The organism is Candidatus Palauibacter soopunensis (genome assembly GCF_947581735.1).
Lineage (GTDB): Bacteria > Gemmatimonadota > Gemmatimonadetes > Palauibacterales > Palauibacteraceae > Palauibacter > Palauibacter soopunensis.
Map to the genome: position 1 here is coordinate 13,422 of NZ_CANPVT010000053.1, position 13,950 is coordinate 27,371.

Below are 13,950 nucleotides of genomic sequence, written 5' to 3' on the forward strand. Positions count from 1 at the left end.
CGCGAGGAGCGCGCCTCTTGCATGGGCTGGCTCGCGTGCGGTGGCAAGGAACTCTCTAGCCGAACACTAACGTCTCGAATGTACTCCGCGACCGGCTCATCCGGTTTGCATTTCACGCTCTCGCCTTTCACCGGCGGCGAAACCGCCGCCGGAGCCGCGTGAGAACCCCGGACGGAACCTCAAGACCCGCAACCACCGCGAAGCAACCAGCGCAGAGTCGTTGTCGCCGCGCGGCCGGGGACGATTCGCCTGGAACACACGCTGGACACGGCTCGCCGCACCAGCACCCCACCACCCCTGCAGGGCAGCGGAGGCTGCAATCGTCCTCCGCGAACGCGAGTGCGGTTTCCGCGTCTACGTTCACAACCGCCGCGTGGAGCAGCGCCCGAAGCTCCGTCCGGTCCGCCCGGCGAACGGCCGTCCCGAAAGTGTCCGCACCGTCCAGCCCGCGAAGCCAGGCCAGCCAAACGATGACGGCGCTCCCTTCTGAGACACCGGCGTCGCCCGCAATGTCTCGCAGGTCGCGCATTGGCGTCGCCAGCACCGCCTCCGCCGCCTGGAGGATCCGACCGGAACACTCGCCTTGATCCCGCACCCCGCCCCGGCGTCGGCGGCGGGGTCGGGGTTTCCGGTGCCGCTTGTCCCTCCAAGTGCTCCACAGTTCCAAGTACATCAAGCCGGGGATGAGCACGAGTGCCAAGAGCGGCAGTATCCAGTCACTCATGCCGACCCGAGCAGGGCAGAAGCAGATAGAACACGTCTCTCATGACGACCTCGCTTCCCGATCCGCCGCCCCGCGCCGACCGCTCCGTTTCCTCCGCACCGCAGCGGTCGAACCGGGACGCTTCCCATCGCCGATCAAAAGCCCTCCATCTCGCTTCGTTGACCTCTGCATCAAGCTAAATCTTCTCGCACCTTCCGCCCGCGATCAACGCCTCGCTAGATTTGGGATTGGGCATGGCCGAAGCGTTGGCACTACGACCGAGGGGGGAGCATGGACGGTGGGGACCGCCCGGAGGAGTTGTTCGTTGATGACTGGAACGAAGCTATCTTCCAAGGATGGCGTTACCTGCGGAACAATCCGCACCAAGGCAAGGTTCACGTCCGCTACAGGGGGGCCGAGCATGGCGGCGTGACGGAGGTTGTTCGTGCCAGTTGTAACGGGTCGGATTTTGTCGAGGCAGCGACGCTGGCACCGGCAATAGTCACGGGCGGAGGTCTTGGCGGTCGGATGGGCGACGGTCTGGATTGGACCGAAGAAGATTGATTCCTGACTTCCTTGCACTGGTCACAGAGGTTTATCGGAGCTTGAGAAGCAGGGTCGAAGTTGTTGAGTTTGAAGATGGACCTTGAGGACCGGATCTCGCTGGGACGTCGCGGCCAGCGAGCTAAGGCCACGGTCCTGATCGGCCCCACAGCTTAGATCGAGACCGGCGAGCTTGACGTCGCCGACCGTGCGCGTGGTCAGGCTGATTGCGTTGGAGCCGCAAGGATGAACGATCCCTGGGGTCCGCCAACGTCCGGCAAAGTCGCACGGAATCCCATTTGGAAATAGGGATGTAAAAAGGGGATGCGAGATAGTCCAAAGACCCTAAACCATTGCAGTATATGCAAGTTACGAAATATCCGCAGAATAGCGCTGCTATTCTCCCTCGTCACTCCTTGTCAGGCGAGCGCTTCACCGTTCTCGGCGCTGACGCGGGGTTTTGCCACGGGCTGCTAACCCGGCACCGACCGAACGCCGCGGACGGCGGCGGACTCGCCGCATCCGGTCGCGTCCCCCAGATTCCCGCCCCTGCGAATCATTCGCCGACGACATTTTTTTTCCGACGATATCCCGGAGGACGCATGCCTCGACCACCGTCCGTTATATCCCGCGCTGCCCGCGCCGTGCCGGCCCTCGGGTGGCTGGCGGTCGGACTCGGGGCGGTGCTTTCCGGCTGCGGCGGCGACGAAGCCGCCAGCGGTACCGACGAACGTTCGCAGCCGACCACGACATTCGCGGGCGACGACTGGCCGGTGTACGGCGGCGACCCTGGCGGCCTCAAGTATTCCTCTCTCACGGACATCGACCGCTCGAACGTCGCGGAGCTCGAGGCGGCCTGGGTCTGGGAGACCGGAGAGGAACCGATTCCCGACGCGGCGAGCCCCATCCAGGGCGAACGCGTGGCGCCGGGCGCCTTCGAGGCGACGCCCATCGTCATCAACGACACGATGTGGCTCTCGACCCCCTACAGCCGGGTCGTCGCGCTGGACGCGGAGACGGGAGAGGAGTTCTGGAGCTACGACCCCAGGGCCTGGGAGTGGGGGAACCTCCATCGCGGCTGCCGCTTCTGTCACCGCGGGATCGCGCAGTGGAGCGACGGGAGCGAGCGCCGGATCTTCCTCAACTCGCGCTGGCGGCTCATCGCGCTCGACGCCGCGACCGGCGAGCCGATTCCCGACTTCGGTGACGGAGGTGAGGTCGACCTGACGGAGGGGCTCGCCTGGGACGCGAACCGGCTTCACATCTCCAACACCTCTCCCGCCGTCGTGTACGACGACATCGTCATCGTGGGCAGCGGCGTCCCGGACAACCGGATCTACCGCAACAACCCCCCCGGCGACGTCCAGGCGTTCGACGCGCGCACGGGCGAACTGCGCTGGACCTTCCACACCATCCCCAAGGAGGGGGAGTACGGGGTCGAGACGTGGGAGGACGAGTCCTGGTCCTACACCGGCTCCGCGAACGTGTGGGCTCCCTTCTCGCTGGATCCCGAGCGGGGACTGCTCTACCTGCCCGTCTCCACGCCGAACAACGATTTCTACGGCGGGCACCGGCGGGGACAGAACCTGTTCGCGGAGTCGCTCGTGTGCCTGGACGCCCGGACGGGCGAGCGCGTGTGGCACTTCCAGACCGTTCACCACGGGCTGTGGGACTACGACCTGCCCGCTCCGCCGGGGCTCGTGACGATCGAGGTTGGCGGGCGCGAAATCGACGCGGTCGTGGCGGTGGGGAAGACGGCGTTCACGTACGTGCTGGACCGCGAAACCGGCGAGCCCGTGTGGCCGGTCGAGGAGCGGGCCGTGCCCGAGAGCACCGTTCCCGGCGAGGTGCCGTGGCCGACCCAGCCGTTCCCGGCGCGGCCCGCGCCGTTCTCCCGGCAGGGGATCACGGAAGACGACCTCATCGACTTCACGCCCGAACTGCGAGCGGAAGCGCTGGAGGTGTTCCGCCGCCACCGGACCGGGCCGATCTTCACCCCGCCCTCCGTCGAGGGCACGATCATGATGCCGGGCCTCATCGGCGGGGCGGGGTGGGGCGGCGCGGCCATCGATCCCGAAAGCGGCCACATGTTCGTGAAGGCGTACGATGATCCCTTCCTGGCCCGGGTCGCCGAGGCGGAGCCGGGGGCCGGGGACGCGGACTACCTCCCGAACTTCGCGAGCATCCTCTCGCTGGCCGACGGGCTTCCGATCCTCAAGCCGCCCTACGGCACGGTCACGGCGATCGACCTCAATACCGGCGACCACCTGTGGCAGCGCCCGTTCGGGGACGACTCCGCGATCCGCGAGCACCCGGCGCTGGCGGGACTCGACCTTCCGGCCATGGGAGGCACGCCGCAGAGCCACGGCACGACATCGGGACCGCTGGCGACGGCGGGCGGAATCGTGTTCCTGGCCGGTGGAACTCCGTGGATCGAGGCGATGGATGTCCGCGATGGAACCACCTTGTGGCGGGGGGACCTGGGTCAAGGGTTGGGGCGCGGCAACCCGATGACGTATCGCACCCGGTCCGGACGCCAGTTCGTCGTCGTCGCGACCTCCGCCGACGGACAGGTCGACTCGAAGCTGCAGGCGTTCGCCCTCCCGGCTCGATGACGGAGGTCGCGGACGGGACGGATCTCGATCTGAAAGGGCAGGTCGCCGTGGTCACCGGCGCCAACTCGGGAGTCGGGAAGTCCGCCGCCGAACTCCTCGCGCGGGCGGGCGCCGACGTGACCATGGTGTGCCGCAGCCGCGAGCGCGGGGAGCCGGCGGTCGCCGACGTGCGGCGGGCGGGGGCCGCCGGCGGCGCGGATGTCCGCCTCGAACGCGCCGACCTCTCACTCCAGGCCGATGTCCGCGCGCTGGCCGACCGCCTCGCCGCCCGCTTGCCGGCGATCGACATCCTCGTGAACAACGCCGGTGTCTGGCTCCACGGGCGCCAGATCACACCCGATGGCTTCGAGGTGACGTTCGCGACGAACCACCTCGGCCATTTCCTCCTCACGCATCGGCTCCTCGCCCCGCTCGCGGCCGGGCGGGGCCGGATCGTCAACGTGAGTTCCGAGGCCCACCGCAACGGGGACCTGCGCCGCGCCGCCCTCGAAGCCATCGTCCGCGGCGACGCGTGGAGAGGCGGTTTCCAGGCCTACGGCGATACGAAGCTGGCCAACGCCCTCTTCACCTTCGAGTCGGCGCGGCGCTGGGGCGCCCGCGGGATCACCGCGAACGCCATGCACCCCGGCGTCCTCCGCACGCGGATCTGGCGGAAGAACCGGAGCGCGCTGGGGCTGCTCCTGAACGCGGCCAAGGGCCTGATGCCGAAGCCCGACGTCGGCGGTCGCGCCGTCATGCGGCTCGTCGACGATCCCGCCCGCGACGAGGTGACCGGGCGGTACTTCAAGGTGGAGACGGAGGTCGCCGCGACGGCCCAGGCCTACGACGAGGATCTCGCCCGGGAACTCTGGGACCGAAGCCTCGAGTGGACCGGCGTCACGTGATCCGCGGGGGGAAAGCGGCCTTCGCCGCGGTACTGGCCACCGCCGCCGCGCCGCTGGCGGCGACGTTCCTGTCCGACGCGGGCTTGAGCGGGGCGCAGGAGCGGACGTTCCGGCCGCTTCGCCCCCTCGGGGCCGCGAGCCGCCTCACGGCGTCGGTCCACCTGGGCGATGTGGACGGGGACGGCGCGCTCGACATCGTCGTAGCCAACGGCCGGCACTGGCCCGAGCAGAACCGGGTCTTCCTCAACGACGGGCGTGGAGGCTTCACGCTGGCCCGGCCGCTGGGAGATGAGGAGGACGGCACCTACGCGGCCCCGCTGGCGGACTTCGACGGGGATGGCGACCTCGATATCGCCACGGGGAACGACCGGACCCGAAACCTCATCTTCTACAACGACGGCGTCGGGCGCTTCGAGAGGGGCCCGACCTTCGGCGTTCCGAGTTCGACGCGCAGCCTCACCCTGGCGGACCTCGACGGGGACGGGCACACGGACATCCTCGTCGTCAACCGAGGTCGCCAGAACTTCATCTTCCGGGGTAATGGGGAGGGCGGCTTCGATGGGGGGACGCCCTTCGGGGCAGGGGACGATTCCACCATCGATGTCGCCGCGGCGGATCTGGATGGGGACGGGGATCTCGATCTCGTTCTTGCGAACCGTGACGGTGGAGCGAACGCGATCCACTGGAACGACGAAGGGGCGTTCGACCGGCGGACTTCGTACGGCACGGGGAGTGACGAGACCCGAGGCGTCGCGGTCGGAGACGTGGACGGCGACCGTCTCCCCGACATCGTCGTGGCCAACATCGGCGAGGAAAACGCCGTGTACTTCGGCGACGGAGACGGATCCTTCGCCCGAGGGCGTCCCTTCGGGCGCGAAGACGCCCAGAGCTTCGCGGTTCGCCTCGCCGATCTGGACCTCGATGGAGATCTCGACATCATCGTCGCAAACGCCGGCGCGCAGAACGCCGTCTACTTCAACCTCGGCGGGGAATTCGAGGAGTTCCGCTTCGGCTGCGACGACTGCGCCACCTACGGGATCGCGGTCGGCGACCTGAACGGAGACGGCTTCCCGGAGATCATCACGGCCAACTCCGGGGCACCGAACGGCATCTTCGCCAACGTCCCCGCTGGAGGCGACGGCCCCGGTCAGCCGCAGTAGTCGGCCGCGGCCTCGGCGAGGATCTCGGCGAGCCGGGCGCACGATTCGAGGTCCACCCATTCCACGTCGGCGTGCGCGCCCGCTCCGCGAGGGCCGATCACAACGCTGTCGACGCCCGCGGCCTGTGTCAGGGCGGAGTCCATCCAGGGGGAATCTCCAATGACCTCCGGCGCGCGGCCAAGGACCGTGCGGGCGGCGCGCGATACACAGGCCGCGACGGGCGCTTCCGGCGTCGTCTCGAAGGGTTCGCGGTGGAAGAAGGTCGACCAGGCGACTTCGAGGGACGGATCCTCCGCGCGCAGGTCCTCGAGGATGGCCGCGATCTCGCCTTCCACGAACTCCTGCGTCTCGGGCGGCACCGTACGCCGCTCGACCCGAAGCGTGCAGAGCGGGGAGTAGGTGCTGATCCCGCTCCCGCCCTCGAGCAGCGCCGCGTGCATCGAGGGGGGACCGAGAAGGGGGTGCCCCGGCCGGGACTGGAGTTCCTCGATGAACGCCTCCAGCCGGTGCAGGACGCGTCCCATGCGCAGGTTCGCATCGATGCCCTCTCGATAGCGGCTTCCATGGGCGGCGCGCCCGCGCGTCGTGATCTCGATCCACGTGAACCCGCGGTGGGCCACGCACAGGTTCAGCGACGTGGGTTCGGTGACGATCGCGGCGTCGAAAGCGAGTTCGCCGCGCGCGCGCCGTTCGAGCAGGTCTGCGGTGCCCAGGCTCGCGTATTCCTCGTCGGCCACGGCGGCCACGAGGACATCGCCGGCAAGACGCGTTCCCGATTCACCGAGGAGCCGGGCGGCCTCGATGCAGGCGGCCAGCGCGCCCTTCATGTCGTAGGCCCCCCGCCCGTAGAGCCGCCCGTCCCGTATGCTCGGCGAAAACGGCGCCTCCATGCCCTCCACGCCGACCGTGTCGTAGTGGGCGTTCAGCATCAGGGCCGGCCCTCCCCCGGTGCCCGCGAGGCGCCCGATGACGCTCGGCCGGCCCGCCTGGGGTTCGCACCGGGTCACTTCGAGGCCCGCCTCTCGCATGTGCCGGGTCGTGAGGCGCGCGATCTCCGTCTCGCCCGCCGCCCCGTCCACGAGGGTCGGATTCACGGAGTTCGTGGCGACGAGATCCGCGAGGACGGTTGTGAGGCGCAATGGGTCGGCGGCGAAGGGCATGCCGCAAAATGTCCCGCCGGGAGGTCAGGACAAGTGCACCTCGCCTCGCCTCAGGGGCTCGGGAGGCGCTTGATCTCTCGTCGGCCCGCCGCCACGCCCGTACCGATGCCGATCCCGAACAGAACGGCGGTCATGGGAGTAACGAATGGCAGGATCGCGGCCAGCAATCCAACGCCCCAGCCCGCGATTCCGGCCACGAGCGGAACTCCGCGCCGGTGAACGCCGTCCACGAAGCGCAGCCGTCCGCGTACGAATTTCTTCATCGTCACGAAGCCGCCGATCGAAGCGGCGCCGGCAATGGCGAGCCAGAGAAAATTCCCGATGAACTCGAGCATGTCGCACCTCCCGCACAGCCTTTACGCCCTCCATCCCGGGGCGGTTTCAGCGATTCAGCCGTGTTGTACTATGTTGCCGAACTTCGAACTCAGCCACGGAGATGAGATGGACAAAGACGGAATCCAGGTCCGGTGGGACGGCGGGCTCAAGTTCAGCGCCGACCGAGCCGGCCGCGAGACGCGAATCGACGGGGACGAGGGCATCGCCCCCAGCCCGGTCGCCCTCATGGTGGAATCCGTCGCCGCCTGTGCCGCGATCGACGTGGTGGTCATCCTCGAGAAGGGGCGCCAGGAACTCACCGGGCTCTCGGTCCGGGCGAGGGCGCGCAGGGCGGACACGGCGCCGCGCTACGTGAAGGGTCTCCAGTTCGACTTCCACGTCTCCGGCAGGGTGGACGAAGCGAAGGCCCGGCGAGCGGTCATGCTCTCGTTCGAACGCTACTGCTCCGTCTACCATTCGCTCCGGAAGGACATGGAACTCGAATGGACGCTGACCCTCAACGGCGAGCCCGCCGGCGGGCGGGACTGACGCGGGGTTTTGCCACGCGCTGCTATTCGAAGGGATCGGGAAGTTCCCCGGCCCAGTCCAGGAAGCCGGCGCCGTCCGGCGTCCAGACCACGATCGCGCCGCAGGTCGAACCCGTGCGCATGAACTCCATCGGCGTCTCGACGTCCCGCCTGTAGACTTCGACCGCGCCGAGAACGTCCCTCTCGAGATCGTCGAATTGCATCCCCGCCTGGTACATCCCGTCCAGGTAGAGCGCCGGCGGACATCCGAGCCGGGCGCCTTCTCCGAGGAAGATTTCGGCTCTTCCGTATTCGATCCGGCCCACGGAGACGTTCGGCATACCGCGCAGGAGGTCGCTGGGCAGGCGCGGGTTGCGATTGATGATGTCCCGTGGCGTGAAGAAGGTCCCGAACCCCTTATCCATGCGTTCCAGGAAGCCCTCCACGTGCCGCGCGCGGCGGGTCTGCCGTACCTCCACCGTGAGATCCGCGATGCGAATGACGGTACTCGAAAGGGTCAACGTGACGCGCGTCGTTTGTTCCGGCTCGAGGTCGATGACGGTATAGCCGGCCTCATAGCCGATGTACCTCACCTCGACGGAGTCCCGGCCGGCCCAGGTCCGAGGGACCCGGAAGTTGCCTTCGGCATCGGTGATGGCCCCGTACCCGGAGCCCAGAAGGATCACGCGGGCCCCTTCGATCGGGAGTCCCGTCGAGGCGCTGACCACCTGCCCGACCAGCTCCGCCGTCTCCCGTTCCGTCTCCTCCTGTCCCGCGGCAGAATTCGGCGAACCCGCCAGCACGCCGCCCGTGACGAGGGTCAGCGCCGCCAAACGGGCGCATCTGCGTCCCGACTCCAATGCACTCATACGACCCCCTGCTCGAATCGGCTCCCTCCCCGATTAACGCTTTCCATCACCCGAAAGATACGGCCTTATCGCCTCGTCATCGACAGGACGGTCGGATCGCCGCCCGTGCTGCCATGTATCGTTACGATCAGCTCGGTGCTCGTCGGGCTCTCGTACGTGAACCACCAGGGAGCGTTCGACGGCGGCGCCTCCGCGGTGCTCCGGAAGGTGGCCCTTCGGCCTTCCAGGGCCGTGAGGCGGTATTCGAGCCGCGTCTCCTCCCAGGGTTCCCAGCCGCGCGAGATGTGCTTGAACCGGTAGTAGATCTCGCCATCGTCGTCCTGCTCCAGGAGCAGAAGTTCGTACATGACCGCGAGACCGTCGCGGACGAGGCGGAAGGACCCGGACATCGAGCGCCCCGCGGGGCTGAACCACGCCTCTTCGATCTGTCCCCCGAAAGCGTCCCCGCCCCAGTGGCCGGCGATCCATGCCAGTTCATCGAGGTCGATGGCCCGGGTGGGCGCGTCGGGCGCCGGATCGCCCACCGGCCCCGCAGTCTGACCCATCGCCGCGCCGGCGCCGAACAGGTGGACGACGGCTGCGAGCGCGACGGCGGCCGCGGTCGCCCGCCCGCGACAGGCGCGCGCCGGGGACGTTTGAGAAACCGCGGATCTCGCCACATCTTCGCACGCCATGAAAGCCGTCCCGAAAACCCTCGTTTCGATCATCGTCTGCCTCCTCGCCGGCCTCGCCGGGCTGGCGCTCGTGTTCAGAGATCTGCCCGTGGGTCCCGGTCCCGGGCTCATCGCGCTCGGGGGCCTCCTGTACTTCTCCGCCGGCTTCGGCCTCTCGCGGTGGCACCGCGGTGCGCGCCCCCTCCTCTGGGGGCTGGCGCCGGGCTGGAGTCTGACCCTGCTGGGCGTCATCGGCATCTGGGTGACGGTGACGGATCCTCCGTCCGGCCATTGGGGTCTGGCGCTTCTTTTTCTGCTCGGCCCGGCCGTCGCGGGCTCGGTGGGCGCCGTCCTCGCCACGAGGATGCCGAAGGACTGAGCGGCGCTCACGGCCCTGCGCCCCGCGGTCCTGCGAGGCGCTTGCCGCCGTGCGGTCCGGCCACGCCAAGGTAGACGGAACCCAGCGCCCGGGGCACCCCGGGCATGGTAAAGCGGTCGAGTTCGATGATCCGGAATCCGCCGTGCTCGATCTCGGTGTCGATCTTCCGGTTTATGTTGCAACCACAGGCGACGAAGTTCTGGACCGGGTTCAGGGTGTCCTGCAGGCGCGACACCCAGCCTTTCTCGTTCCGCCCATGCTCGAGGAAGAGGAACTCGCCGGAGGGCTTCAGCGCACGCCTCAGTTCGACGAGGGCGTCCTGGAGCCGCACGATCGAACACAGCGTCCACGTGCTCGTCACCGTGTCGAAATGCCCATCCGGAAAAGGGAGTCGGTCGGCGGCGTCGTGGACCATGCGCTCGACGGGGAAGGGGGCCCGGGCGACGCGGGCGCGTACGCGGCGTTCGAGTACGGCCGCGGGGTCGATCCCCGTGACGCGGCGAACCGACGTCGGGTAGCATTCGAGATTGAGGCCGGTGCCGAAGCCGACTTCGAGCACGTTTCCCCGCGCCCGGGAGAGTACCTGGCGCCGGTATCGGCGATGAACGTCGCCCTTGAGCCCGCTCTCCATGAGACGGGGGAAGATGTGTTCGGAGTACAGCCCCACTCGCTCTTCTCCGCGGTGACGGGGGCGAAGGTTGAAACGTCTACCCAAACATAGACGTAACGGCACCTGTCGGGATGTGTCGCCCGCCCGGACAGCCGCGTCTCGCCATCGGCTGTGAGCCCCGCGCCTCGATGCCGGAGAGTGAGTTCTGGACTGGAGAGCACTTGTTGACCGAATGCCCGCTGCCGGGTGCGCCATTGCGCTGGCGGTGTGCATGGAGGCCGCCGCGGGCGTCGCCTTCGACGTGCGCGCCCTCCAGGAACCGCCCGTGTCCGTCTCGCGGCCGATTCCGCTCGACGCCTACGCCGACGAAGGGATCGCGGGCCTGATCGAGCGCGCCCTGGCGCAGCGCAAGGCTCGGGCCGAAGGGTTGACGAGTTTCGAGGCGACCTTCCGCGAGCGCATTTACGCCGGACTGGGCGGCGCGGTACTGCGCCGCGAGCGGGCGATGTTTCATCAGGAGCGCGCCGCCCGACTGCGCTGGGCGGCGGAGGGCGAGCACGTCGTCCGCTGGCTGGGGGTGCGGCGCGGGGTGCCCATTGCCGGCCTGGGCGTCGAGTTCGAGGACGATCTGCGCGACGACGATGCGTTCGAGCTCGATTTCGACATGATCGATCCGGCGAGCGAGCATGTGACGATCGGTTCGGACTGGGCCCTCCATCCCCTGGCCGATACCGCGGCCTATCACTACCGGTACCGCTCCGGCGATACGCTGCGCATCCGCTTCCCGGGGGACGACCGGCAGGTGACGCTGATCGAGGCGATCGTCGAGCCGCGGGAGGCCCGTTTCGACCGCATTGCGGGTTCGCTCTGGTTCGACGCCGACGAAGGCGTCCTCACGCGCGCCGCCTACCGTCCCGCGATCGAATACGACTTCGACCGCGAAGAACCGGAGGATGCGGAAGATGTTCCCGGGTTCGTGAAGCCGATCCGTGCCAGGGTCGACTTCATCACGATCGATTACGGGCTCCAGGAACTGCGCTGGTGGCTCCCGAATCGCATGGCGTTCGACGCGGTCGCCACGATGGCCGATCTCGCGAGCATGCCTGTCCGCTACGAATGGACCTTCGAGGACTATGCCGTGGATCGGGAATCGTCGCTCGATCCCGGAGAGGACCTGCCGGAAGGTTGGACGCGCTGGGTCGACGAGGAGATCGACGCCGATGAGGGGCGGATCCAGGCGAACGAGGGAGAAGAGACGCGGATCGAGGGAATCCGCGACGACCCGCTGACGGCGGAGGCGGATTCGCTCCCCGCCACGGTCCGGCCCATCGTGATGATCGTCCCGCCCCTCGATCAGCTCTCCTCGTCCCGAGAGCTGCCCGAGCCACTCTTTTCCGCCACCGTCGACGCTTTCGGGTCACGTGAGCTTGACGACTTGAAGGATCGGCTTTCCTCGCTGCACATCCCCGCCGCAGTGGGTCTGAGTCCCCGTCTGGATCTTGCTCCGGGTCTGCGCAGGCTCCGTTACAACCGGGTCGAGGGGCTGTCGTTCAGCGCCCGGTTCGCCGTACCGACGGGGGTCACGTCGGAGTTCGCGGTCACGCCCCGAATCGGCATCCCGGAATGGGAGCCGGGCGTGGAAGTCGGGTGGCGGCGCCAGACTGCCACCGGCGGTTTCGGGATCACCGCGTACCGTCGCCTCACGGATCTCGGGGATTGGGGCCGCCCGCTCTCCTTCGGCAACTCTTTCAACAGCCTGGTCGTGGGGTATGACGAAGGCCTCTACTTCCGGGAGACCGGCTTCGAGCTCTCCGCGAGCCGCCAGGGCAGGAGGACCCGTGTGGAAGGCGCCCTCTTCGCCGAGCGTCACCAGAACGCACCGAAGCAGAGCGATGCCTCGCTCCCGAACCTCTTCGGCGATGCGGTTTTTTCCGATAACATCGTCGCCGCGCGCGGCGACATCGCAGGCGTTTCGGGCCGCCTGCGCGCGTTTTCCTCGGTAGACCCAGGCACGCCGATTCTGAGCGGTTCCATCTGGGGGGAAGCCGCGACGGGCGACTTCGATCTCTACGGCCGTTCCGCGGTGACGGCGGCGCTGCAACTCCCCGTGAGCCAGTGGTCGCTGGCGCTGGAGGGCGGGGCCGGACGAGTGTTCGGGGAACCGCCTCCACAGCGCCGCTTCCACCTCGGCGGATCGTACACGTTGCGGGCTTTCGATCCCGTGTCGACCGGAGGCGAGAGCTTCTGGTTCGGCCGGTTCGAACTGGGGCGCGGTTTCCGGATCGGCGACCCGGCGTACGATGTCGGGGGCAGCCCGATCCGGGTCACGGGGTTCTGGGACGCGGGCTGGACGGGACCCGTGGATGCCTTCGGCACGGAGGGCTGGCGGTCGAGCGTGGGAGTCGGCGTGTCGCTCATGGACGGCCTGTTTCGCATCGACATCGGCCGCGCCGTCCGCGGCGGCAGCCTATGGCGGCTCCACATATACTCCGACGGCCTCATGTAACGACCCCGAGCGCCGGACGTTTGCGTGGCGGCTGACATGGCCGCAGAGTAGCGTCCGCCGCATCAACGACGACGCCCGGCGCCCGGCGCGCCGGCGGTCCCCGTAACAGGCGTCCCGATACATGGCACGAGGTCGCAGAGCAAAGGATGGCACGCGAGAGGCGGACGAAGCCGCGGAAGGGAAGCGGAAACGTCCCCCATCTCCGCCGGCGTTCAGCGCCGAGTGGTTCCGCGACTGGGCGCGCACCCTGTTCGTCGCGACCCTCATCTTCCTCTTCTTCCGGACGTTCCTGCTGGCCACGTTCGTGATTACGTCGGGGTCGATGGAGGGGACTCTCCTCGTCGGCGATTTCCTGCTCGTGAACAAGACTTCGCTCGGTGCCCCGATCCCGTTTACGAATGCCCGCATACCGGGATACGCCGAGCCGGAGTACGGGGATATCATCGTGTTCAGGGCGGACCATTCTCCGGGGCTGGATATCGTCAAGCGTACCGTGGGCTTGCCGGGCGACACGCTCCGAATGGAGGGCGGCCTCCTGTACCGGAACGGAGAAGCCGTCGACGAACCTTACGTCCGCCGGAATCCGCGCCAGCCGGATGAAGGGGATCCCCGCATGCGGTGGCAACTGGAGCACCTGATTCCGGACCCGGAGCGGGGCGAGTACGAACCCACGCGGGACAACTGGGGGCCCCTCGTGGTTCCGCCGGAACGCTATTTCATGCTTGGGGACAACCGGGACGAGAGTCTCGATTCACGGTTCTGGGGCTTCGTCGAACGCGGGAAGATGCGAGGCAGGCCCTTCTTCATCTACTTCTCGTACGACCGGGACGCGCTGAAGCCGGTGAAATTCCTCACGGCGATGAGACCGGGAAGGATCGGACCCTCCCCGGACTAACGAGTCGGGAGTACTCCGTCCGCCGTCAGAGCTTCTTGAGCAGCTTCCGAATGACGATCACGGCGACGGCGATGGCGATCTTTTTCATCGGCTTTTCCTCTTCCACGCATGGCGTAGGCCTCAAGGTACAG

The 13,950-nt window shown here is 68.0% G+C and carries 13 protein-coding genes; 8 read left to right on the forward strand and 5 right to left on the reverse strand.

The features are described 5' to 3' along the window. Positions 1-994: 994 nt before the first annotated feature. From RN901_RS13485 to RN901_RS13500, 4 genes are all read left to right on the forward strand, one after another. Positions 995-1,267, forward strand: coding sequence for a hypothetical protein (locus tag RN901_RS13485; RefSeq protein ID WP_310758816.1), 273 nt, complete (start codon positions 995-997; stop codon positions 1,265-1,267). A 581-nt stretch (positions 1,268-1,848) separates the two neighbouring features. After that, positions 1,849-3,861, forward strand: coding sequence for a pyrroloquinoline quinone-dependent dehydrogenase (locus RN901_RS13490; RefSeq protein WP_310758817.1), 2,013 nt, complete (start codon positions 1,849-1,851; stop codon positions 3,859-3,861). Next, a complete protein-coding gene (locus RN901_RS13495) occupies positions 3,858-4,745 on the forward strand; it encodes an SDR family oxidoreductase (protein ID WP_310758818.1) in 888 nt (295 codons plus the stop codon). The genes RN901_RS13490 and RN901_RS13495 overlap by 4 nt, the downstream gene beginning before the upstream one ends. Beyond that, positions 4,727-5,905 carry a VCBS repeat-containing protein gene (locus RN901_RS13500; protein WP_310758819.1) on the forward strand — a complete coding sequence of 393 codons (1,179 nt, stop codon included), beginning with the start codon at positions 4,727-4,729 and terminating at the stop codon, positions 5,903-5,905. Before RN901_RS13495 ends, RN901_RS13500 begins: the two co-directional genes overlap by 19 nt. On the opposite strand, the gene RN901_RS13505 is transcribed toward RN901_RS13500, so the two are convergent. Both RN901_RS13505 and RN901_RS13510 read right to left on the reverse strand, forming a co-directional pair. Beyond that, on the reverse strand, positions 5,893-7,065 hold the full coding sequence (locus RN901_RS13505; RefSeq protein ID WP_310758820.1) for a M20/M25/M40 family metallo-hydrolase: 1,173 nt from the start codon (positions 7,063-7,065) through the stop codon (positions 5,893-5,895). The genes RN901_RS13500 and RN901_RS13505 overlap by 13 nt on opposite strands. Positions 7,066-7,115: 50 nt before the next feature. Beyond that, positions 7,116-7,400, reverse strand: a complete 285-nt coding sequence (locus RN901_RS13510) for a hypothetical protein (RefSeq protein ID WP_310758821.1) — start codon at positions 7,398-7,400, stop codon at positions 7,116-7,118. A gap of 106 nt (positions 7,401-7,506) precedes the next feature. Between RN901_RS13510 and RN901_RS13515 the strand changes: the two genes are divergently transcribed. Further along, entirely contained in the window at positions 7,507-7,929 is a 423-nt protein-coding gene (locus RN901_RS13515) for an OsmC family protein (protein WP_310758822.1), read from the forward strand. Positions 7,930-7,951: 22 nt separating this feature from the next. Here RN901_RS13515 and RN901_RS13520 read toward each other — a convergent pair whose 3' ends face one another. Both RN901_RS13520 and RN901_RS13525 read right to left on the reverse strand, forming a co-directional pair. Then, the gene (locus RN901_RS13520; protein WP_310758823.1) at positions 7,952-8,740 is read right to left on the reverse strand and encodes a carboxypeptidase-like regulatory domain-containing protein; all 789 of its coding nucleotides are present in this window, start codon (positions 8,738-8,740) and stop codon (positions 7,952-7,954) included. A gap of 101 nt (positions 8,741-8,841) precedes the next feature. After that, on the reverse strand, positions 8,842-9,450 hold the full coding sequence (locus RN901_RS13525) for a DUF6265 family protein (RefSeq protein WP_310758824.1): 609 nt from the start codon (positions 9,448-9,450) through the stop codon (positions 8,842-8,844). Here RN901_RS13525 and RN901_RS13530 point away from each other — a divergent pair. Then, positions 9,449-9,808, forward strand: coding sequence for a hypothetical protein (locus RN901_RS13530; protein WP_310758825.1), 360 nt, complete (start codon positions 9,449-9,451; stop codon positions 9,806-9,808). The genes RN901_RS13525 and RN901_RS13530 overlap by 2 nt on opposite strands. 7 nt (positions 9,809-9,815) lie before the next feature. On the opposite strand, the gene RN901_RS13535 is transcribed toward RN901_RS13530, so the two are convergent. After that, complete coding sequence (locus RN901_RS13535; RefSeq protein ID WP_310758826.1) at positions 9,816-10,475, reverse strand: methyltransferase domain-containing protein; 660 nt, start codon at positions 10,473-10,475, stop codon at positions 9,816-9,818. A gap of 175 nt (positions 10,476-10,650) precedes the next feature. Here RN901_RS13535 and RN901_RS13540 point away from each other — a divergent pair, with 175 nt between their 5' ends. Together RN901_RS13540 and lepB are read left to right on the forward strand one after the other, a co-directional pair. Then, positions 10,651-12,924: a hypothetical protein gene (locus RN901_RS13540; protein ID WP_310758827.1), complete on the forward strand. Its 2,274-nt coding sequence runs from the start codon at positions 10,651-10,653 to the stop codon at positions 12,922-12,924. A 121-nt stretch (positions 12,925-13,045) separates the two neighbouring features. Continuing rightward, positions 13,046-13,819 carry a signal peptidase I gene (lepB, locus tag RN901_RS13545; protein ID WP_310758828.1) on the forward strand — a complete coding sequence of 258 codons (774 nt, stop codon included), beginning with the start codon at positions 13,046-13,048 and terminating at the stop codon, positions 13,817-13,819. Positions 13,820-13,950 lie beyond the last annotated feature (131 nt).